This window comes from Vibrio sp. QJM3NY_27 (genome assembly GCF_057785955.1).
Map to the genome: position 1 here is coordinate 3370790 of NZ_CM173511.1, position 19891 is coordinate 3390680.

Below are 19891 nucleotides of genomic sequence, written 5' to 3' on the forward strand. Positions count from 1 at the left end.
TAGAAGAAGCTAGCGCTACCATTTAACGAGTACTAATTGAGGAGTTAAACGCTTTTTAAGCTGAGAAATTTTACACAATAATCGTTGCCACAACTTCCAACGATTACATTGCTGCTCTAATGGTGAAAATGACTTAACCCATTGCGCCCATGGCAACCAATTAAGAACACTGTCTATTGGTGAAGACAACCCGTGAGCATATTCACCAGATCCTAGCTTTTGCCCCAACGTACTTGAGCTCTTATCTCCAGCCAATACTAAGCAGGCGTGGGCATGAGTAAAATAACGACTGAGAGACTGAATAAAATGTGCCGTCTGCTGTTCGTTGCAATCAAGCAGAGCGTGTTCACACACCACCATCACTGAGGCTTGCTCTGGAATGTTCAATTCATCGAGCCACGTTAGATCGTCAACCGAGCCACACTCCAAACGATAGCGTTCATTTTTGTGGAACAAGCGTTGGCGCCAAACTAAGTTCTCTGTGACATCCAATTCAACCCAATGACAACGGCCATTATCTAAACGGTAGAAACGCGTATCAAGCCCGGCACCAACATTAATGATCCAAGCATCTGGGTTATGAGATAAAAACTGCTGTACCTGAGAATCGCAAAGCTGAGTCAATGTTGCGTAGAGAAGTTGTTGTTGGTCGAGTTCACCGGTAAGACATTCCGGTGCTAGTTGGCAACGCTTGCAGGCTTGAGCTGCAATAGGGTCATAAACTAAACCATCATCGGCAAGACTTTCGCGACTGCGAAACCAAAGGTGTTGAACGAGATTGGTCGGAACTTGAAATTCTTGATGTGCAGACCCTCGATCAGAAGAAGCCTTTTGATCAGAGGAGCGCGGCTTACGAACAAGCGGCTTCATTTGAGGTTTGGTTGGGTTTGGCATCATCATCTTCCTTGTATCTCGACAAAGAAGATGATAATGAATATCAATTACAATAACAAGTTATTGAGAATAAATATCAATAAGCTGCTTGTAATGACTACATCCAGTCCGTGTTACGAATAATACCAACAGCCAGCCCTTCAATAGACAAGTGTTGAGATTCTAGATCGACATGGATTGGAGAAAACTCTTCATTTTCAGCGTGTAACAGCACCGTTGAACCTTTACGTTCTAGGCGTTTTACCGTTACATCATCATCGACACGAGCCACGACAACCTGACCATCGCGGACATCTTGTGTTTTATGAACAGCTAATAGATCACCGTCCATAATACCGATGTCTTTCATACTTTCGCCATTTACACGAAGTAAGAAGTCAGCTTGTGGTTTAAACATGCCTGGATCAACTTGATAATGCATTTCTACATGCTCTTGAGCCAAAATAGGCTCACCAGCGGCAACCTGACCGATTAGTGGTAAACCTTGCTCTTCATTCGCTGCATCTTCAAGCAAAATACGAATACCACGAGACGCACCCGGGATAATCTCAATCGCTTCTTTACGAGCAAGAGCTTTTAAATGTTCTTCTGCAGCATTAGCAGAACGGAAGCCAAGTTCGCGCGCGATTTCTGCACGTGTCGGTGGCATACCGAAATCTTCGATCTTACTTTTGATAAGGTCAAAAACTTGTTGCTGGCGGGGCGTTAACGGCTTCATGATTCACCTGTCTTTTTATACAGTTGACTGTGAGTATATCCAGTAACTGAACAAAAGCAAAGCAATTGGTTGTTTTTAGTTCATTTTTAGCGAATTACAAAAACAAGATCTCTAGCCACACGTAACCCGCTAATACTAAACAGATAAAAACTGCAGCTGAGCCAACATCTTTCGCCATCCCAGAAAGCTCATGATGTTCACTACCGATTCGGTCAACGACCGCTTCAATCGCGGTATTGATCAACTCGACAACCATCACCAACACGACTGCTGAAATCATCAAGATTCTCTCAACTTGGCTTACATCTAAGTAAAACGCCAACGGAATAAGCACTGCGGCCATGAAGACTTCTTGTCGAAATGCCGCCTCGTTTTTAAACGAGCTCGTGATGCCTTGCCATGAAAAGCCCGCCGCTTTCACGATACGTTTGAATCCGGTGTTTGATTTTTTGGTCATTTTTAACCCTATACTCAATCAGTCGATGAATGATTTTCCACAAACTTAACGGCAATATGACTATTTCCATTAAAAGGTTAGACCAGTTTCTGGTATTCTTGCATCGATTAAATTTACGCCTAGGCTTATCCCTATTTCACTCACAGGATTTATCCTTTTCATCATAGAAATAGAGATACGCTTGAGCACATTGAAATAACTATTGAGGCAGTGAACCTATATGTCTTCTGGACAATCTTTTTCACGTTCATTAATGAAGCTACCTTTATCCGTATTGGTAAAGGGCACATCAATTCCTTCAAACCCTGTTGAGGATTTGAACATTGATTTGAGCAAACCGATTGTATACGCCTTACCGTTTCGCTCAAGTGTAGACATTCTTACATTGCAAAAACATGCACTTGAATTAGGGTTACCTGATCCGTTGAGCAAGCTTGAAATCAATGGCAAATCACTGCAACGCTACGTTTTTATCTCTTCTCGCAAAACTCTACTGCAAGACGATGATTATGTACCAAGCTCATCAATTGAAGTCTTCTCTGAGCTGCTTTCACTGCATGCTGAAGACTCTGATCTTGACGTTCAAGTTATCCCTGCCACTGTATTGTGGGGGCGTAAGCCTGGTAAAGAGAATAACCAGAAACCTTACCTACAAGCAATGAACGGCTTAGAGAAATCAAAAGCGGTATTACTGGCAGGTCGTGACTGCTTGGTTCGCTTTAGTCCTGTGGTTTCTCTACGTTACATGGCTAACTCACACGGCACCGACAATACCATCGCACACAAACTGGCGCGCGTGGCACGTATTCACTTTTCTCGCCAAAAATTGGCGGCATCAGGTCCTAACCTGCCAAGTCGCCAAGCTCTGTTTGACCGCCTACTAAAATCTGAAGCGATCAAGAAAGCGATTGAAGATGAAGCACAAGCAAAGAACATCTCGATCGAGAAAGCGAGCAAAGAAGCTCAAGACATCATGGACGAGATTGCTGCGAACTTCTCTTACTCGCTAATCAAACGCGGTGAGAAGATTCTTGGTTGGTTGTGGAATAAGTTGTATCAAGGCCTGCATATCAGCAACGCTTCAACCGTTCGTAAGCTGGCTCAAGATGGTCACGAGATTGTTTATGTGCCTTGTCATCGCAGTCACATGGATTACTTACTGCTTTCTTACGTGCTTTACCACGAAGGCATGGTGCCACCGCATATCGCTGCGGGTATCAATCTGAACTTCTTCCCTGCCGGTCCTATTTTCCGTCATGGTGGTGCGTTCTTTATTCGTCGTAGCTTCAAAGGCAACAAGCTGTACTCGACTATTTTCCGTGAATATCTGGCGGAATTGTTCGCCAAAGGTTACTCGGTCGAGTATTTCAGTGAAGGTGGTCGCTCTCGTACAGGTCGCCTGCTACAAGCTAAAACCGGCATGTTGGCGATGACTATTCAGGCTATGCTGCGCGGCATGAACCGTCCAGTGACGTTAGTACCTGTGTACATTGGCTATGAGCACGTAATGGAAGTGGCGACCTACGCAAAAGAACTTCGTGGTAAGCGCAAAGAAAAAGAAAATGCGAGCCTAGTGATTCGTACGCTCCGTAAACTGCGCAATTTTGGTAAAGGCTACGTCAACTTTGGTGAGCCGATTCAGCTTAACCAATATCTGAACGAGCACGCTCCAGAGTGGACTAAAGATATCGATCCAATGGGAACCAGCAAGCCACAATGGATGAGTCCAGTGGTCAATGACCTGGCAACCAAAATGATGACGCACATTAACGATGCAGCAGCGACCAACGCACTAACACTTTGTGCAACGGCGTTACTGGCTTCAAGACAGCGTGCATTGTCTCGTGATTCTTTGGTTTATCAGATCAACTGTTACCTGTCTCTGCTTAAGAACGTACCTTACTCTGATACATTTACGGTACCAAAAGACAGCGCTGAAGATCTGGTAAAACACGCTGAATCGCTGAACAAGTTCCTAATTGAATCAGACTCAATGGGCGACATCATTTCGCTAGACCGTCACCAGTCAATTCTGATGACCTACTACCGTAATAACATCATTCATTTGTTTGCTCTACCATCGTTAATTGCTCAGATGACAATTCGTCAGCACGGCCTAACCATTGACGCAATTCAAGAGAACGTTGCTGCTATCTACCCGTTCTTGAAGAAAGAGTTATTCTTAAGCTACGACGAAGATCAGCTTGAAAGCGTGGTAGCGAACATCATTGAAGAGCTCGTTGGCCAAGGTATGCTTGTGGTGTCGGACAACCAAGTCACCATCAACCAGTCAAACAGCCAAGCACTGATGCTGTTAGGCCGTACGATTTCAGAAACGCTACAGCGCTACTCTATTGCTTTGAACCTATTGGCAGAAAACCCTGATTTGGATAAATCTGATCTTGAGCAGAAGAGCCAAGACATCGCACAGCGACTGGGACGCCTACAAGGCATTAATGCACCAGAGTTCTTCGATAAAGGCGTGTTTGCGTCGATGTTCGCAACTTTGAAACAGCAGCAATATTTGGATAACGATGGTAACTGCGATTTAGAAAAGACTCAGCAATTCGCTAAGCTTCTTTACTCAATGCTTTACCCAGAGGTCCGTCTGACGATTCAAGAGAGTATCCACCAAGCAGAGTAATCGCTTGGTTAGCAATTGCTTTAATCACTAGACTGAACACGATCAAAAAAGGCACCCATTGGGTGCCTTTTTATTGAGCGTTCGTTTAGCAAAAAACTCGTGCTTACCAGAAGGTAATGAATAAACCTGCTGTCACTGCCATTCCAACATAATTGTTGTTTAGGAAAGCTTGGAAACATAAGTCTCGATCACGGTGGCGCATCAGATGTTGTTGATACACAAACAAGCCCCCCGCAACCAGCAGTGCCCAATAAAAGGTATCTCCTAATTGGTAATGCATGCCTAACGCTATTAGCATCGCCAGTGTTACTAGCTGTAAGAAGCCAACAATGAGCTTGTCGAAACGACCAAATAGAATAGCCGTCGATTTGATGCCAATTTTTAAGTCATCATCTCGGTCAACCATTGCATATTGCGTGTCGTAGGCAATCGTCCACAGCGCATTGATAATGAAAATAAACCAGACCACATTAGGTAGCTCATTAGTTTGCGCCGCCCAAGCCATTGGGATAGCCCAACTAAACGCTAAGCCGAGGAACAACTGTGGAAGGTGCGTAAAACGCTTCATAAAAGGATAAATGAAGGCTAAGCCAACACCGATAACAGAAAGCTTAATCGTCAGCGGATTCATGGTTAGCACCAGTAAGAATGAAACCATGGCTAGCACTAAAAAGAGCAGAATAGCTTCCTTACTGGAAACCAAACCTGAAGGTAATGGGCGCTGCTTGGTTCGTTTTACATGGCCATCCACTTTACGGTCAGCAAAATCATTGATCACACAGCCAGCTGAACGCATCAATATCACGCCAAGTACGAAAACAACCAAGACATCAAAATCAGGCATGCCTTTCGCGGCGATAATCAGAGACCATAAGGTCGGCCAAAGGAGTAATAGAGTACCAATCGGGCGATTCATTCGCGTTAATTGCCAATACGCCTTCGCTTTGGTGGCAAACATTTACACACTCTCCTTAGAGTAAATGGGTGATGTTGGCAAAAATAGTTCTGCCACAAGCATCGGTTTATGGTTCATCCATAATCGAGAACGACGCGCGAGCAGTCGCTCATCGCCAGCGATAACCCAACCGACTTGCAGCGCATCTCGCTCCACGTTCTCAGCGCTGAACACGGTTAAACCAAGTGGGACATTACCTTGTTGAGAAAGGTCAGAGTGCTGATGATCCTCTAATGTGACTCGAGGAATCAAGGTTCGCCCTAACACCCACGGCTCATCATCACCCTTCAAAATCACTTTACGCAGTAAGCAATCAAACGATGATAAAAGAAGTTCCTCGTCCTGTTGTAGCATTGAGCGCTCTACAACTTGATTATGAAGCAACTCAACAGACAGGTGCTGACAGCTCTTGCCCAACTTGCGGGAAAGAGAACCTTGCTCCAAAAGCCACTCTCTGGTGATTTTATTAGGAAAATCAAATGTTTCTGTACTTTGCCAATCTACATTCATTAACGAATTAAGATACAGCGATATTGGCTGATTCATACTAGTATTCAATAGGTGACTTTACACGTACAATAAAGCTTCAACTTTCGAACAAAATTAAAGCGTTCTTCGAATTGTAAACGTATTTAGATTTAGACCGCTCATTGTAACAAGACTAATGCGTTTCGAATATCGCGAATAAACTAAAGAAAAGTCACAAATATGCACAAACGTTATGTAGCCCAAATATTTCTTGCGATTACCCTACTCTTTTCAGCATCAAGTTTCGCTGAAGAGGAATCGGCACCCAAACTAGCCTACTTCACGCTAGAGCCTGACCTGACCACCAATTTTTACACTAAAGGTAAAAAACTGGGCTACATTCAGGTTCGCCTCGATATTATGGTTGCGAATAGTAACGACTTGGCAGCCATTGAGCACCACCAACCACTGATTCGTGATGCGGTGATTGAATTGCTCGGTAAACAAAACGAAGAAACCATTAAGTCTCTATCTGGTCGTGAAGATTTAAGAAAAACCTTAGTTGAACATCTCAACAAGGTATTGCTTCCTGAAACAGGCAAAACCCTCATTGCTGACCTACTGTTTACCAAATACCTTTATCAGTAATAATGATGTAAAAACGAATCCAAATAAAAAAGCGGCTCATCTGGCCGCTTTTTTGTCTCTATTATTTAGCTACTGCCAAAAAGCATCTACTCGCTTCGTGCTGAACTCGGTGCTTTCATAGCATCAATCCAACCAATAATGACACCAGCGGCTAGGCCAGCCAAATGAGCGGTGTTTGCAATGGCCATGAACGGTTGCATGTAACCAAGCACTAGCCACACCAACATAAAGCCGACGATCTGTCTTGGAATGCCTAAGCCAAGCTGAGGGGCTTTTGCACCCACCACCCATAGATAGCCAACCAAGGCATACACAACACCAGACAAACCACCGAAATTCGCCCCTTCAACCCAATACTGCCCAGCACCTGAAAGCGCAGAAGAGACAGCAAAGATCTGAAGTAGCTTGAGGCTACCTAGTTTTTTCTCAATATCCCCACCTAACTGCCACCACCACAAAATATTAAATGCGATATGCATAACAGAGAAGTGCAGAACAGCATGGCTTAACCAACGCCACAATTGCCATTGTTGTCCGTCAACCGCAGGGAAATGTAGGGCGTTGAAAATAGCTTGACCAAAACCGACTTGCTGCAGTGCAAAAATCACCACACACACCAACATCAGGCTGAGTGTCACGGGGCCCGCTTTGGCTTTTATCATGCCCATAAAACTTGGCGTGTGATAATGAAAGTTGCTCTTTCTTGTCTCTGCCATGTCCCAAGATGCTGCTTGATAGCGCTTATGATTGGGTTCCGACAGGAAACGATTGAGCTCGGCCTCGGTTTCAACCTGATATTGACCCTCAAGAAGCCAAAGAGCAAAACGCCCTTCTCCCTCAGGTGACATCTGAATAGGGATCTGACGAGAGGCCATATAATCAATAAACGCTTGAGCAAGACGTGGATTGTCTAACACCATCAATCTAATCATTGTTACTTCCTATTCATGCTATGAGAGATGCTTGAAGCGGTTCAAGTGATAAAGGCTATTAACCCGCGATCACTGGAAGTTCAGCACGATGCCAAGCTTCAAATCCACCATCAACACTATATACCTCTTCAAAGCCTTGGTTCACTAAATATTGTGCCGCACCTTGGCTACTAATACCGTGATAACACATCACTAAGATTGGCTGTTCGAACTCCACCTCATCCATGAACGACACCATGGTATCGTTAGTAAGATGGTAAGCGGTTTTTGAGTGAGCTACCGCAAAAGACTGCGGGTCACGTATATCGACAAGTCGAGCTTCGCCTTGTTCAATAAGGGCTTGAGCACCTTTAACATCAATATGTTTAAACTGGTCCATGACTTTCTCTTTTATACTGATTTACTTTGCTGCCATTGTAACCTATCCCAAGGCTAACAATCACATCCACTTAATAAGGTTATCCACCAGCGATCACTTTTACACCATTTGTGGATAAACCTGTGAATTGCGTGAATAAAGTGCTTTTTTTAAAATGGATCCACAACATGTAGTAATGATCCTGATCTAACTGTGGGTTAACTGAAACATATCCCCACTCGAAAAACCCCTTCAAAGCCTTACTACACCCTGCTTTTAGACAGCTGACGAATAAACTTCTCACAGAGTTATCCACAAAATCACTTTGCAAATTTCGATCGCAAAAATTGAGAAATCGATCCAAAACAAAAAGGCCGAGATCTCTCGATCTCGGCCTTTTCAAAATTCAGCTATTTGTTAGCTCTACTATTAGATAGAAGCTAGATGCTAGATGCTATTAGAAATCGCCAACGGCTTGTTTCAATTTCTTCATCGCATTCTTTTCTAACTGGCGAACACGCTCTGCAGAAATGCTGTAGGTATCCGCTAAGTCTTGCAGTGTCGACTTATTATCATCTAACCAACGTGAGCGCACAATGTGCTGGCTGCGTTCGTCTAAGCTCTTCAATGCGAGTCCTAGGCGATTGTTGGTGTGTGATTCCCAGTTCGCCGCTTCAACCGTTTCAGCAACGTCTGATGCTTTGTCTTCTAGGTAGTAAACTGGAGCCGTGTAAGCAGAACCCCCGTCATCGTCATCCATCGGGGCTTCAAACGTAGCGTCTTGTGCCGCTAAGCGTGATTCCATCTCACGAACTTCTGAAGGCTCAACACCCAACTCACGTGCAACCGTCTCAACTTCGCCGTTATTGAACCAACCTAAACGCTTTTTAGACTTACGAAGGTTAAAGAACAATTTACGTTGTGCTTTCGTTGTTGCGATCTTAACGATACGCCAGTTACGCAAAACGTACTCATGAATCTCAGCTTTGATCCAGTGAACAGCAAAAGAGACTAGACGAACACCAACTTCTGGATTGAAGCGCTTAACAGCCTTCATCAAGCCGATGTTACCTTCTTGGACAAGATCAGCCATTGGTAACCCGTAGCCAGAATATCCTCTTGCAACGTGTACCACGAATCTTAGGTGGGAAAGGATCAAGCCTTTCGCAGCGTCGATCTCACCTTTGTAATGTAATCGCTCTGCAAGTCCACGTTCCTCTTCAGGAGTCAGCATAGGGTAGCTGTTCGCTGAGCGGATATAGCTATCTAAACTATCTTGTGTGACTAAAGCCATTTGATACGCTTGGTTTGCCATTCGGTTCCTCATCAATCTCTGATCTGGAGTAATACATCTATTAAAACCCGACAATCTTGAACCTAAAATGAACAGGTTTCAAGGAGGGGGAAGTAATTATGCATAATCAATTCGTCTATACAAGGCAAAAACTGGTTAAGAACTGCCTATTTTTCGTATAAATATGACTCTATTCACCTAAACTGGTTCAATTTCTTTTAGGTGACGCTGTGCAGAAAGCTTCGCAGCCACACTACCAAGCAGGGTTCCGACGATCAAAAGTAATAAAGACTCATCCCAACTCAGGCCAATTAAGCGGAAATGGCTATCATAAAGCTGAGCCAAATCATCCACTGCACTGTTGAGCAAAACGGTAATCAATGCCGTCATAACCCAAGCACTAATCGAACCTAAAACGCCAAACCACATCCCAGCATAAAGGTATGGTCGAAGAATGTAGCTGTCGGTGGCACCAATCAGCTTCATGGTTTGAATCTCGTCTTTATGCGCCAACACATTAAAGCGTAATGTATTGCCAATAATCAAAAATACCGCGCCCAACATCAATACCGTTAGAGTAATCACGATTACCGCTGCTAATGCTTTGATCGCATCTAATCGAGCTAACCAATCTTCGTCTAAACGAACATCGGTCACTAGCTCTTGCTTTTTAACGTTGCTTGCTAATTCTTTGATTAAGACATCACTGTGCACGCTTGGCGTAATCACCAACACACCTGGCAACGAATAATCATCTAGGATAGTCAGGGCATCTTCAAAACCAGAATACTGGCTTAGATCCGCAAGCCCTTGTTGCGGTGAAATGTATTCCACCAGTTCGACTTGATCCCAACTTTCAATTTCATCCTTAAGCACCATTACTCTCGGCTCAGGAATGCCATCCTCTACATAAGCACTTATTTGTGACGGGCTGGTGACATCTTGAGCCACTTCACCAACATTCTTACCCAGTAGGTACAAACAAGCTGGCATCGCCAAAGCCATTGAGATCACCGCAAGGGTCAACAAGTTGCCCAACGGACGTTGCCACATTTGCGAGAACGATGACTTAGCTTGCTTCCAATGAACAACAAAGAAACCGTCGCTTGAAGCCCGGTTTGCTGCTCGATTGGATTGAGGTTTCTTGATGCGCTTATTCGCGGCCATAGTCTTCAACCTCACTCAAAAAGCCTTGGTTTAACTCAAGATGACGGTACTGAGGGCGAGTGTTCACTAACCCGATATCGTGCGTCGCTAGGATGATCGTAACACCCGCGCGGTTGAACTCTTCAAACAAACGTAATACACGGTTAGATAATTCAGGATCGAGGTTACCGGTCGGCTCATCCGCTAAAAGCAGAGTTGGACGGTTAACCACAGCGCGAGCGATACCCACGCGTTGCTGCTCACCACCAGAAAGCTGGCTTGGCAAACAACGGGCTTTGTCTAGTAAGCCGGTTTTATCCAACGCAGCACTGACTCGGCGTTTTATTTCATTTTCAGAAATAGATTCAATACGCATAGGCAGTGCGACGTTATCAAAGATAGAGCGATCCATCAGTAGGCGATGGTCTTGAAAGACAATCCCGATGTTACGACGTAAGAAGGGAATGTCTTTAGCTGGAATACGAGTGATATCGTGATCGTTAAACCAAACACGTCCGTCAGTTGGACGCTCGATGGCGCAGATCAACTTCAGCAAGGTACTTTTACCAGCGCCAGAGTGCCCACCCAAAAAAGCCATCTCTCCACGTTTAAGGTGAAAGTCCACTTTTTGGAGCGCTTGTCGTCCGCCTCGGTAGGCTTTGCTCACTTGCTGAAATTTGATCACCGAAAATTCCTCTTACGATCACTCATATCAAATTTAAAACGGTAGCAGGTTAAGGATAAACCACTTTGCTACTCGCGTTACTCTTCGCGGCTAAATAGTGCTTCAATAAAGTCTTTAGACTCAAATGGACGCAGGTCATCAATGCCTTCACCCACACCAATGTAGCGGATTGGAATCTGGAACTGGTCAGCAATTGAGAAAATCACGCCGCCTTTCGCCGTACCATCTAGCTTAGTGAGCGTAATACCCGTTACTGGTGCCACGTCACTGAACAGCTTCGCTTGACTGATAGCATTCTGACCGGTACCTGCATCGAGCGTTAACATGATTTCGTGCGGTGCAGAGTCATCAATTTTCTTCATTACACGAACAATCTTACGCAGCTCTTCCATCAAGTTGCTCTTGTTCTGCAAACGACCTGCAGTATCAGCAATCACAACATCAACGCCACGCGCTTTCGCCGCTTCAATCGCATCGTAGATAACAGATGCGCTATCGGCACCTGTGTGCTGAGCAATCACTGGAACATTATTACGTTGGCCCCAAACCTGAAGTTGTTCAACTGCTGCCGCACGGAAGGTATCACCCGCCGCCAACATCACTTTCTTGCCTTCACTTTGGAATTGTTTAGCCAGCTTACCGATGGTGGTTGTCTTACCGACACCGTTCACACCCACCATTAAAATAACGTAAGGTGTTTTAGTCGTATCAACAACCAGTGGCTGTTCCACTTGGCTTAAGATATCTGCCATCTCTTCTTTGAGCAGACCATATAGAGCTTCACCGTCTTTTAGGTCATTACGAGATGCTTTTTCTGTCAGATTTTCAATGATCTTAACCGTGGTATTCATACCCACGTCTGCAATCAGAAGTTGCTCTTCTAGTTCTTCAAACAGATCTTCATCGATTTGTTTACCCTTGAACAAGCCAAAGAAGCCAGCACCGATGTTTGCTTTAGTGCGGCTAAGGCTACGCTTAAGGCGCGCAAAGAAACTTTCTGTCGGCTTATCTTGAACTTCTTCAACCTGAGCTTGAGGAACAGCAACTTCTTCCTGTTCTGCTTCTGCTTCTGCTTCTGCTTCTGCTTCTGCTACGACAGGCTGCTGCTCTTGCTGAATGTCTTCAAGCGCTTGCTCTGAATCAACTGGCTTAGATTCAACTGGCGTAGTTACCTCTAGTTCAGACTCGGCTTGTTCAACCTCGACTTGTGATTCAACTTCAGTTTGATCTTCAACGTTTTCTACGTTCGCTTCATTCTGAGTTTTTGGGCTTTGTTCTTCGTCACCAAAACCAAGCCACGATAATAATCCGCGCTTCTTTTTTTCCGTCATCAGAGGAGTTTCCTAGATCTACTAATTAGCTGTATTGACTTAATACACGTCGACTCTTTGCTATTGTTATACAATACAAGCTTGTACAAACGAATAGTAAAGAAAAATGACAAAGCAGTGATAAGTTTGCTTTTAGCTTGATACACTTTGTCATTGCAAATTTATTTAATACTCGAACCCACTTAAATTGGGCTCGGTATAGTATCACTTTATTAGCGGTCAAAAAATCTATGGTAAGACGTCGCCAGCAAAACACATCACAAAAAAAGCCATCCGGAGGCTTTGTTCGAATTATTAGTGGCTCATGGAGAGGTAGAAAGCTGCCTGTTCATGATTTAGAAGGATTACGCCCAACCATTGACCGAGTAAAAGAGACACTCTTTAACTGGGTGGCTCAAGATATCCCACATTCAACTTGCTTGGATGTATTTGCCGGTTCTGGCGGTCTAGGTTTTGAAGCAGCTTCTCGCCAAGCAAAAATGGTGACACTGCTCGAAATGAATCAAAAGGCAGCCAAACAGCTTTCTGATAACGCGAAAGAGCTCAAAGCAGACAACATCAGTGTCGTGAATACTGATGCTATCTCTTTCCTTAAGAAGCCAGGTACTCCTTACGATATGGTTTTCCTAGATCCACCATTTCGTAAAGGCTTACTTGCAGAAACTGTACAACTGCTTGAGAGCAATGGCTGGTTGGCAGACAACGCCATCATTTACGTAGAGACAGAAAAAGAGCTGCAGCTTGAGGCTATGCCAGAGAACTGGGAATTGCATCGCGATAAGACCACTGGCCAGTCTAGCTACCGACTGTTTAATCGAACCACTGAAGAATAGGAGTTATTGAATGAAGTTCTTACTTCCACTAGCAAAAGTAGCCATCGCCTTTGTTTGGTTTATCTTAATCGTAAATATTTTCTACCCATTCCCAGGTAATGCTGCGATTGCGCTTTATATCATGACAGCATTCTTGTTCTTCATGCACGGCCTGCAGATGCTGATTTTCATCGGTGCTTTTGGCGATAAGATCGAAATGTCACGTTGGGAGAAGTGGTCAATATTGATTTTCGGAGTCTTTGCTCTCCTCGATATCAGACGCAAACACATGATGTAATAAAACTTAAGCTCAGATACAAAAACGCCGCTCATTTGAGCGGCGTTTTTTTTATTCAGCAATGATACTGATGTTAGCCCATGTAGCCTTTTACACCATCTAGGAACATTTGCGTCGACAACATAACCAACAACAAGCCCATCAAGCGTTCGATGGCTTTAAGGCCTCGCTCACCCAGCACTCGCAGGAAGAAACCATTAAACATCAGAATAAAGAAGGTCGCGCCCCAAGCCAGCATCACTGCACCTGAAAGCTCTAACATGTTGTCAGGGTGCTGTGTCGACAACAGAATCAATGCAGCAATCACCGACGGGCCTGCAATCATAGGGATCGCCATCGGCACGATAAACGGTTCTTCACCCGCCGCTAGGCCGGTAATACTGCCCGCACTTGGGAAAATCATCTTAATCGCGATGATGAACAGAATAATACCGCCAGAAATGCTCAAGGTTTCAGGCTGCACGTGCAGGAAGTTCATGATGCTTTGACCGGCAAACAAGAACAACAGCAGGATAATCAGCGCAAACATCAGTTCACGAACAAGAACAATACGGCGACGCTTCGGATCAATATGCTTAAGGATAGAGAGCACGATTGGTAGATTGCCAAGCGGATCCATAATAAGAAACAGCATGGTCGCTGCAGATAAAATTTCCATAAGTTTGTCTCGAAAAGCGTAAGTGCGCGGAGTATAGCAGCCTCAACATTGATTTTCGAACGCAGTAATAAAAGGATTAACTTACGTAATTAGACGGGAATTTTGCGAGAGCAGATAGAAAGCTAGAAGAGATAATTTAAAGAGTGGAGCCGAAAACATCGCATCCACTCATCTTATATAAAAGTCAAAAGGCTCAAAAAACCAGTTGTTACTCGAGATTAGTGGTTACACACACGTTCGCGATTGGTGCAAAGTTTGTCATCAACAACCACGACCTTTTCCATCTTCAGAAAAAATTTCAGCAGGCCATCCAAATCCAGACCATTTAGCTTACACGTATGGAAGCGAGTTTCTGCACCATATGTTTGAGCGAGCTCTTGCGTCAACTCTTCACGAGTCAGGGGCTTTTCACTCAGTAGGTTTAAAACGTTGTGTGCATGAATTTCGGTAGTCATAACTCTATCTCATGTTTAATGAAGTAGACGTAGAGTACCTACTTTCATCTTAGCTGCCTTGATGTAGCTCAGAATTAAGCTAGCTCTACCCTAAATGGTAAGGGAAGCAACAATGAGAGCGTGCGCGAGAAAGTAACTGCCCGTCACCCAAAGATAAGCGCCCTTGATTGGACTACGATAGCAATTGAGAGCATACGCCAGTGCAGAAAGCAGCAGCACGCTACAGCCAGCAAAACCAACCGCGTGTGATAGCTGAGGCTCAAGCAACCAAACCTCACCAGAGGCCCAAGCCAGCTGGATAAGCACAATGCCCATAATGACCACGGGAAAAACCAATCTATCTAGGCGCGGAAGAAGTAAGAAGAAAGCGACAACGCAGGCAGCCAACAATAATGCAAACAACCACCAAACCATCTCTCCTGAGAGCTGTAACCAAAATGCCTTGCTATAACAAAGTTGAGCCAATAAAAAACAGACAAAATGAAGTGGTCGTTTTTGAGTCACCGTATGTAGAACATCAGCCACAGCCGAGATAGCTAAGCCAGCGACAATCCAATAAGTATATTCAGCAACGATCGATTGAGTGACCGCCACTACCGCCAACAAAACAAAGGTAAACACCTTGTACACTAAGGCCTGACCGATATGTCCATGTTTCGTCCCTGCTATCGCTCCGATACCAGATAAAGAAACCGCTAACCAACTCCACATACCCATTGCCCTATTGCTTTAAAACGTCGCCAGTCTAGGCACACGAGTGTTGATGTAAAGCCTAAGCCCCTCAAAATTGGATCTTGATTACGCTTCCACTAAAAAGAGCCTCTTTAGATTGAAGTCGTAACAATTACTATGATGACTATGATGACTATGGCTATTCTTTTAAAACTAGAGCGATTCGTCGACAAACTTATTTAAATTGGCATTAGAGCGTCCAGACTTGAATTTTAGTCACTTCTAACCTATAGACTCCTTATAAAACCCCCATATATCATCAAATACCACACTTGAAAATTTAAAAACACTGCAATTAAGATAAATTATAACAATGACTTAAACAAACAAATCCAGAATTAATAGGGGAATGGAAACACCAAATCACTCTAGACTTACAAAGTAAGTGGCTTGCTTTCTTAAAACCCAACTTTGTCAGGTTTTTTCAAGTCCTCTGTAAAAATTCCCACAAAAACCAATCCGAAAAATTTAAAACAGAACAAAATCAAAGCCAGAAACCACCAACCCCTATTAATACAGTTTAACAACCTTTAACAATATAAATTACACAAAATGACCATTATAAAACAATAACTTAAATCAAAAACGGATAAACATGAAGCACAACGTATAAAATAAGAACACACCAAAAGACACAGTTAAACACACCCAAACAAGCCAAAAACTAATAGTTTTCTACTACTTTTAAAGCTTTCGAAAGTAATTCTTGATCTAAACCTATAAGTAGTGCTATTCTTTAAAACATAGCGAGAGACAACCAATTTTAGGAGTAGTGTTATGATTTCATCTTCGCAAAGACAAGGACTTGTAATGATCGCGGTAGTTGTAGGTCTAATGACACTACCGATGATGTACTAAGCAAGTTACAAATAAAAAAAGGGACGCCATGAGCGTCCCTTTTTTTGTTCAATTTTTTCACTTCGAAAACAGATGCAGTGTTAGCACATCCCAGTTCGCATAATAGAAACCCGCGGCTGCTAAAGTCATTGCCATCATCAGTAAGATCGCAACTCGCCAGATAAAGCGACCACTACGTGGAGTCAGCTCCTTCTCACAGTCGTTACACATCATGATGAACTTATGTTGGTCTTCCAACTTAGCCTCATGTTCATTGACTACCTTATTACGACACGTTGCGATATAACGCAGCTTGCTCACCATATCGTGCGGTAGCCTTTCTTCACAGCTTGTTACAAGCTCATGCAATCCTTCGCCTTCGGCATGATATTGAAGCCTCAATAACTTCTCTATATTGCGAGTTCTTGTCACCACTTTTTCAATATCGGTCATCTTGGCCCTCCCACTCCACACTATAATTCTAGTCGAGCATTCCCTTATTTTTATACAAATTTACTGATATTTACGTGAGAAAGAGACAATAAATAACAATGCTTTATCCCAAACAAGCCACTAAATGTGATGTCTGCCGAAAAATAATCAGCTTGGCTTACAACAGTTCACGAATAACAGCTTTAAACACATATCCCTATTGCTTGAAAGACTAGAATAACCATCACGACTACATGGAGGTTATATGCCTAATTCACTCTTTTTTGCCATCTTTGCACTTGCTGGTCTAGCGGCTTGGGTATTTATTGGTTTCTATCGAAAACACTCGCAAGGTGAAAATGCGCCAGAAAAGAAAGTGAATGTCACGGTGTTAGACAAACAATCCATCGACCTTCCTGACGCAGAACCTGGCCAAGAAGATCAAGAGTACTGGATTTACGTTCAACGTGGTGTGGTTGGTCCGAAGCGAGAATTCCAAGTCGGCATCCACTACTTCCACGCCCTTAACCCTGGCGACAAAGGAACCTTAACCTACCAAGGCGATAAGTTCTTACACTTTGCGTTGAAGCGCTAACCCTAGCCGCCTCAACTTTCTCTTCTAAGCAATCCATCAGAAAGCCTTAGCACCCACCGCTAAGGCAATAACCAACGCGTTCTCTCTGACTTAGAGACCAACCAGCTCATCCATAACGCGCCTGCTCCGCTGATCACGATCCATAATGGAATAACCCAAGCAGGGTGTCCTTGGTACCAACCGAACTCTTTCATTGGCCATAAGAAAATCGGGTGCAGCAGGTAAATACCTAAGCTGTGCTTACTGATAAAACCAACCACTTGATTGCTCTTCTCAGACAAGCCTTCACCATAATAACGACATACCATGAACACCATGCTCGCTGCTAATACGGTATTCAACGTTTTGTAAGATAGCCAGCGCCCTACCGTGTACTCTTCTGCCACCAAGCTTGCATCAACCACCATGTAAACCGTGGTTAGTAACGCTAGCCCACCCAGTAACACACTCACGCCAACTGTCATCTTGTTAAGTGGCACAATCTTATACAGCAAGTAACCCAATGGTAAGTAACCGGTGTACAACCACAATTCGTGACTCCAAGGGCCATCGATTTTCAATAAGAACAATAACGTAGTGAACAACCATACCGCCGTAAAGGCATAGACAGATCTATCACCGTACTTTCTGACCATGATCTGCAAGAACGGAATAACAAAGTAGAGTGGGATAAAGTAATAAAAGAAGCCAAGGTGATAGTAGGTATAGTGATGATAGCTATTGAGTAGCACATCCCAACTAACGTCAGCATCAAAGCCCATCGCAGACCAACCCGATAGGTAGGTATAGAAAAGCGACCAGACAATGAAAGGGATCAGCACCTTACCCAGACGACGCTTGAGGTAGTACTTGGCGTCAAACGGGCGCTGATCACTCAGCATCAGAGCACCAGTAATCAAGATGAACACCGGCACCGCCCAACGACTGAAACCGTTCACCGTAATGGCGGTCAGCCACTCACCGAAAGGAATGGTGCCTAATTCATTCCGATAAGGCGCCAAAACATGAATCGCGATAACTGCTATGGCCGCGACACATCGTGCTAAATCAAAAAAGAGAATTCGCTGCTTCATGTAAATGCCTGATTAATATTCAATCATTCTACTATAGCAATAAAAAAGCTGACCGGAATAAATACCAAGTCAGCTTAGTGTTAAAGGAGAGGCTTATCGCGAATTTAGCTCGTGTGAATTTAGTTCGTGTGAATTTAGTTCGTGCGGCTGAAGCTTATGCTGCTGAGATTTGCGGCACTTTAGGTAAACGCAGAGAGATCACCGTCGTTATCGCTAAGAACGCAAAAGATACCCACAGACACGCAGACAAACCGGCCATTTGGAATACCAAGCCCGACAATATCGTGCCAATCAAGCGACCCATCGCGTTTGCCATGTAATAGAAACCGACATCAAGAGAAACGCCATCGCCTTTCGCATAACTCACAATCAAATATGAGTGCAGCGATGAGTTCACCGCAAAGATGGCACCAAACACCATCAAGCCACCGATAATAACGAACTCGGGTTGCCAGCCAATTTGCACCGCATAGGCAATACAGGCAGTCACGATAGCCAACGCACCCGCCCATAATAGCGCTGCATGTCCATCAGGCACCTTGCCTTGGGCTTTACCGGTAATCTTCGGCGCTATGCCCTGTACAAAGCCATAAGCAATTGTCCAAGCTGCTAAGAAACCACCCACCCATGAGTGATCCCAACCAAACACACTGCCGAGGTAAATCGGCAAAGCAATCACAAACCACACATCACGAGCACCAAACAGGAACATACGCGCAGCCGACAAGATATTGATGGATTCAGACTTAGAGAAGATTTGTTTAAACTTAGGTTTGGTTTTCGCTTTGCCCATGTCCGCTTCTAAGCTCACCAAACTGCCAATGAACACCAATGTCAGCACAACAGCCATCGCTAGCACTGCGTATTGGAAACCAATCGTCGAAAGCAGTAAGCCACCGATAAAGAACCCAGCACCTTTCAGTGCATTCTTAGATCCGGTCAGAATTGCAATCCACTTATAAAGTGCACCTTGCTGCTCATCCGGAACCAAGGTTTTGATTGAGCTCTTGGCACTCATCTTATTGAGGTCTTTAGCAATACCAGACAACGCCTGCGCCGCCATGACCCAAGGAATAGTCAACATTGCGCTTGGCACCGCGAGCATACCCAAGGCGACGACTTGCATCCCTAACCCGATGTTCATGGTCTTATTGAGCCCAAGACGCGCCCCTAACCAGCCACCGATTAGGTTGGTCACCACACCAAAGAATTCATAGAAAAGGAACAGTGAGGCGATTTCTAGTGAACTGTAGCCAAGGTCGTAAAAATACAGAACCACCAGCATACGAAGTGCACCATCAGTAATGGTGAAGTTCCAGTAGTTGAAAGTCACCAACATGTATTGGCGAACGCTCTTACTTAGATTTGAAAACATAACGCTATCTCTGCAATCTAAACAAAAAGAGCTTTTGGATCATGATGAGTTCAACACTCCAGATATCAAAAGCTCCTTGTATAACAACAATGGC

General features: G+C 44.1%; 22 protein-coding genes. 5 read left to right on the forward strand and 17 right to left on the reverse strand.

The features are described 5' to 3' along the window. Positions 1-15 precede the first annotated feature (15 nt). The 3 genes from AC3CIA_RS15170 to AC3CIA_RS15180 all read right to left on the reverse strand — a co-directional run bounded on the left by AC3CIA_RS15170 (position 16) and on the right by AC3CIA_RS15180 (position 2069). Positions 16-894 (reverse strand): class I SAM-dependent methyltransferase, encoded by an 879-nt coding sequence (locus AC3CIA_RS15170; protein ID WP_065104271.1) that lies wholly within the window; start codon positions 892-894, stop codon positions 16-18. A gap of 97 nt (positions 895-991) precedes the next feature. Further along, a complete protein-coding gene (lexA, locus tag AC3CIA_RS15175; protein WP_004736702.1) occupies positions 992-1612 on the reverse strand; it encodes a transcriptional repressor LexA in 621 nt (206 codons plus the stop codon). A 94-nt stretch (positions 1613-1706) separates the two neighbouring features. Beyond that, complete coding sequence (locus AC3CIA_RS15180; RefSeq protein ID WP_004736703.1) at positions 1707-2069, reverse strand: diacylglycerol kinase; 363 nt, start codon at positions 2067-2069, stop codon at positions 1707-1709. Positions 2070-2289: 220 nt separating this feature from the next. On the opposite strand from AC3CIA_RS15180, the gene plsB reads away from it, so the two are divergent. After that, positions 2290-4713 (forward strand): glycerol-3-phosphate 1-O-acyltransferase PlsB, encoded by a 2424-nt coding sequence (gene plsB, locus AC3CIA_RS15185; RefSeq protein WP_171309414.1) that lies wholly within the window; start codon positions 2290-2292, stop codon positions 4711-4713. A gap of 103 nt (positions 4714-4816) precedes the next feature. On the opposite strand, the gene ubiA is transcribed toward plsB, so the two are convergent. After that, the gene (gene ubiA, locus AC3CIA_RS15190) at positions 4817-5671 is read right to left on the reverse strand and encodes a 4-hydroxybenzoate octaprenyltransferase (RefSeq protein WP_065205735.1); all 855 of its coding nucleotides are present in this window, start codon (positions 5669-5671) and stop codon (positions 4817-4819) included. Beyond that, positions 5672-6214, reverse strand: a complete 543-nt coding sequence (locus tag AC3CIA_RS15195) for a chorismate lyase (RefSeq protein ID WP_004736706.1) — start codon at positions 6212-6214, stop codon at positions 5672-5674. Positions 6215-6376: 162 nt separating this feature from the next. Here AC3CIA_RS15195 and AC3CIA_RS15200 point away from each other — a divergent pair, with 162 nt between their 5' ends. Continuing rightward, positions 6377-6784: a flagellar basal body-associated protein FliL gene (locus tag AC3CIA_RS15200; protein ID WP_004736708.1), complete on the forward strand. Its 408-nt coding sequence runs from the start codon at positions 6377-6379 to the stop codon at positions 6782-6784. An 86-nt stretch (positions 6785-6870) separates the two neighbouring features. On the opposite strand, the gene glpG is transcribed toward AC3CIA_RS15200, so the two are convergent. The 6 genes from glpG to ftsY form a co-directional block, all read right to left on the reverse strand. Continuing rightward, positions 6871-7716, reverse strand: a complete 846-nt coding sequence (gene glpG / locus AC3CIA_RS15205) for a rhomboid family intramembrane serine protease GlpG (protein WP_017079821.1) — start codon at positions 7714-7716, stop codon at positions 6871-6873. Positions 7717-7774: 58 nt separating this feature from the next. Beyond that, on the reverse strand, positions 7775-8095 hold the full coding sequence (gene glpE / locus AC3CIA_RS15210; protein ID WP_004736711.1) for a thiosulfate sulfurtransferase GlpE: 321 nt from the start codon (positions 8093-8095) through the stop codon (positions 7775-7777). A gap of 436 nt (positions 8096-8531) precedes the next feature. Further along, on the reverse strand, positions 8532-9389 hold the full coding sequence (gene rpoH, locus AC3CIA_RS15215; RefSeq protein WP_026012297.1) for an RNA polymerase sigma factor RpoH: 858 nt from the start codon (positions 9387-9389) through the stop codon (positions 8532-8534). 177 nt (positions 9390-9566) lie between these two features. Further along, positions 9567-10535, reverse strand: coding sequence for a permease-like cell division protein FtsX (gene ftsX / locus AC3CIA_RS15220; RefSeq protein ID WP_004736584.1), 969 nt, complete (start codon positions 10533-10535; stop codon positions 9567-9569). Then, positions 10522-11199 carry a cell division ATP-binding protein FtsE gene (gene ftsE / locus AC3CIA_RS15225; RefSeq protein ID WP_004736585.1) on the reverse strand — a complete coding sequence of 226 codons (678 nt, stop codon included), beginning with the start codon at positions 11197-11199 and terminating at the stop codon, positions 10522-10524. The genes ftsX and ftsE overlap by 14 nt, the downstream gene beginning before the upstream one ends. A 77-nt stretch (positions 11200-11276) precedes the next feature. Further along, entirely contained in the window at positions 11277-12530 is a 1254-nt protein-coding gene (ftsY, locus tag AC3CIA_RS15230; protein WP_488518276.1) for a signal recognition particle-docking protein FtsY, read from the reverse strand. Between the two features lie 230 nt (positions 12531-12760). On the opposite strand from ftsY, the gene rsmD reads away from it, so the two are divergent. Next, positions 12761-13363, forward strand: a complete 603-nt coding sequence (gene rsmD / locus AC3CIA_RS15235; RefSeq protein ID WP_016796095.1) for a 16S rRNA (guanine(966)-N(2))-methyltransferase RsmD — start codon at positions 12761-12763, stop codon at positions 13361-13363. 10 nt (positions 13364-13373) lie between these two features. Beyond that, positions 13374-13640, forward strand: a complete 267-nt coding sequence (locus AC3CIA_RS15240) for a DUF1145 domain-containing protein (RefSeq protein ID WP_004736590.1) — start codon at positions 13374-13376, stop codon at positions 13638-13640. 73 nt (positions 13641-13713) lie between these two features. Here the strand turns inward: AC3CIA_RS15240 and AC3CIA_RS15245 are convergent, their stop codons facing one another. From AC3CIA_RS15245 to AC3CIA_RS15260, 4 genes are all read right to left on the reverse strand, one after another. After that, the gene (locus tag AC3CIA_RS15245; RefSeq protein WP_009848232.1) at positions 13714-14298 is read right to left on the reverse strand and encodes a YhgN family NAAT transporter; all 585 of its coding nucleotides are present in this window, start codon (positions 14296-14298) and stop codon (positions 13714-13716) included. Between the two features lie 218 nt (positions 14299-14516). Next, a complete protein-coding gene (locus AC3CIA_RS15250; RefSeq protein ID WP_017084862.1) occupies positions 14517-14753 on the reverse strand; it encodes a YecH family metal-binding protein in 237 nt (78 codons plus the stop codon). A 90-nt stretch (positions 14754-14843) separates the two neighbouring features. Continuing rightward, complete coding sequence (locus AC3CIA_RS15255; protein WP_237300784.1) at positions 14844-15464, reverse strand: lysoplasmalogenase; 621 nt, start codon at positions 15462-15464, stop codon at positions 14844-14846. 936 nt (positions 15465-16400) lie between these two features. Further along, positions 16401-16775, reverse strand: a complete 375-nt coding sequence (locus tag AC3CIA_RS15260; protein ID WP_004736595.1) for a hypothetical protein — start codon at positions 16773-16775, stop codon at positions 16401-16403. 244 nt (positions 16776-17019) lie between these two features. Between AC3CIA_RS15260 and AC3CIA_RS15265 the strand changes: the two genes are divergently transcribed. Beyond that, on the forward strand, positions 17020-17349 hold the full coding sequence (locus AC3CIA_RS15265; RefSeq protein ID WP_004736596.1) for a DUF2500 domain-containing protein: 330 nt from the start codon (positions 17020-17022) through the stop codon (positions 17347-17349). Positions 17350-17408: 59 nt separating this feature from the next. Here AC3CIA_RS15265 and AC3CIA_RS15270 read toward each other — a convergent pair whose 3' ends face one another. Both AC3CIA_RS15270 and arsJ read right to left on the reverse strand, forming a co-directional pair. Then, on the reverse strand, positions 17409-18422 hold the full coding sequence (locus tag AC3CIA_RS15270) for an acyltransferase (RefSeq protein WP_102502508.1): 1014 nt from the start codon (positions 18420-18422) through the stop codon (positions 17409-17411). A gap of 154 nt (positions 18423-18576) precedes the next feature. Continuing rightward, on the reverse strand, positions 18577-19797 hold the full coding sequence (arsJ, locus tag AC3CIA_RS15275; protein WP_146458252.1) for an organoarsenical effux MFS transporter ArsJ: 1221 nt from the start codon (positions 19795-19797) through the stop codon (positions 18577-18579). Between the last annotated feature and the right edge of the window lie 94 nt (positions 19798-19891).

Coding starts and splice junctions, on each gene's coding strand:
- AC3CIA_RS15170 (WP_065104271.1), bottom strand. CDS start 894: ATGCCAAACCCAACCAAACCTCAAATGAAGCCGCTTGTTCGTAAGCCG.
- lexA (WP_004736702.1), bottom strand. CDS start 1,612: ATGAAGCCGTTAACGCCCCGCCAGCAACAAGTTTTTGACCTTATCAAA.
- AC3CIA_RS15180 (WP_004736703.1), bottom strand. CDS start 2,069: ATGACCAAAAAATCAAACACCGGATTCAAACGTATCGTGAAAGCGGCG.
- plsB (WP_171309414.1), top strand. CDS start 2,290: ATGTCTTCTGGACAATCTTTTTCACGTTCATTAATGAAGCTACCTTTA.
- ubiA (WP_065205735.1), bottom strand. CDS start 5,671: ATGTTTGCCACCAAAGCGAAGGCGTATTGGCAATTAACGCGAATGAAT.
- AC3CIA_RS15195 (WP_004736706.1), bottom strand. CDS start 6,214: ATGAATCAGCCAATATCGCTGTATCTTAATTCGTTAATGAATGTAGAT.
- AC3CIA_RS15200 (WP_004736708.1), top strand. CDS start 6,377: ATGCACAAACGTTATGTAGCCCAAATATTTCTTGCGATTACCCTACTC.
- glpG (WP_017079821.1), bottom strand. CDS start 7,716: ATGATTAGATTGATGGTGTTAGACAATCCACGTCTTGCTCAAGCGTTT.
- glpE (WP_004736711.1), bottom strand. CDS start 8,095: ATGGACCAGTTTAAACATATTGATGTTAAAGGTGCTCAAGCCCTTATT.
- rpoH (WP_026012297.1), bottom strand. CDS start 9,389: ATGGCAAACCAAGCGTATCAAATGGCTTTAGTCACACAAGATAGTTTA.
- ftsX (WP_004736584.1), bottom strand. CDS start 10,535: ATGGCCGCGAATAAGCGCATCAAGAAACCTCAATCCAATCGAGCAGCA.
- ftsY (WP_488518276.1), bottom strand. CDS start 12,530: ATGACGGAAAAAAAGAAGCGCGGATTATTATCGTGGCTTGGTTTTGGT.
- rsmD (WP_016796095.1), top strand. CDS start 12,761: ATGGTAAGACGTCGCCAGCAAAACACATCACAAAAAAAGCCATCCGGA.
- AC3CIA_RS15240 (WP_004736590.1), top strand. CDS start 13,374: ATGAAGTTCTTACTTCCACTAGCAAAAGTAGCCATCGCCTTTGTTTGG.
- AC3CIA_RS15245 (WP_009848232.1), bottom strand. CDS start 14,298: ATGGAAATTTTATCTGCAGCGACCATGCTGTTTCTTATTATGGATCCG.
- AC3CIA_RS15250 (WP_017084862.1), bottom strand. CDS start 14,753: ATGACTACCGAAATTCATGCACACAACGTTTTAAACCTACTGAGTGAA.
- AC3CIA_RS15255 (WP_237300784.1), bottom strand. CDS start 15,464: ATGTGGAGTTGGTTAGCGGTTTCTTTATCTGGTATCGGAGCGATAGCA.
- AC3CIA_RS15260 (WP_004736595.1), bottom strand. CDS start 16,775: ATGACCGATATTGAAAAAGTGGTGACAAGAACTCGCAATATAGAGAAG.
- AC3CIA_RS15265 (WP_004736596.1), top strand. CDS start 17,020: ATGCCTAATTCACTCTTTTTTGCCATCTTTGCACTTGCTGGTCTAGCG.
- AC3CIA_RS15270 (WP_102502508.1), bottom strand. CDS start 18,422: ATGAAGCAGCGAATTCTCTTTTTTGATTTAGCACGATGTGTCGCGGCC.
- arsJ (WP_146458252.1), bottom strand. CDS start 19,797: ATGTTTTCAAATCTAAGTAAGAGCGTTCGCCAATACATGTTGGTGACT.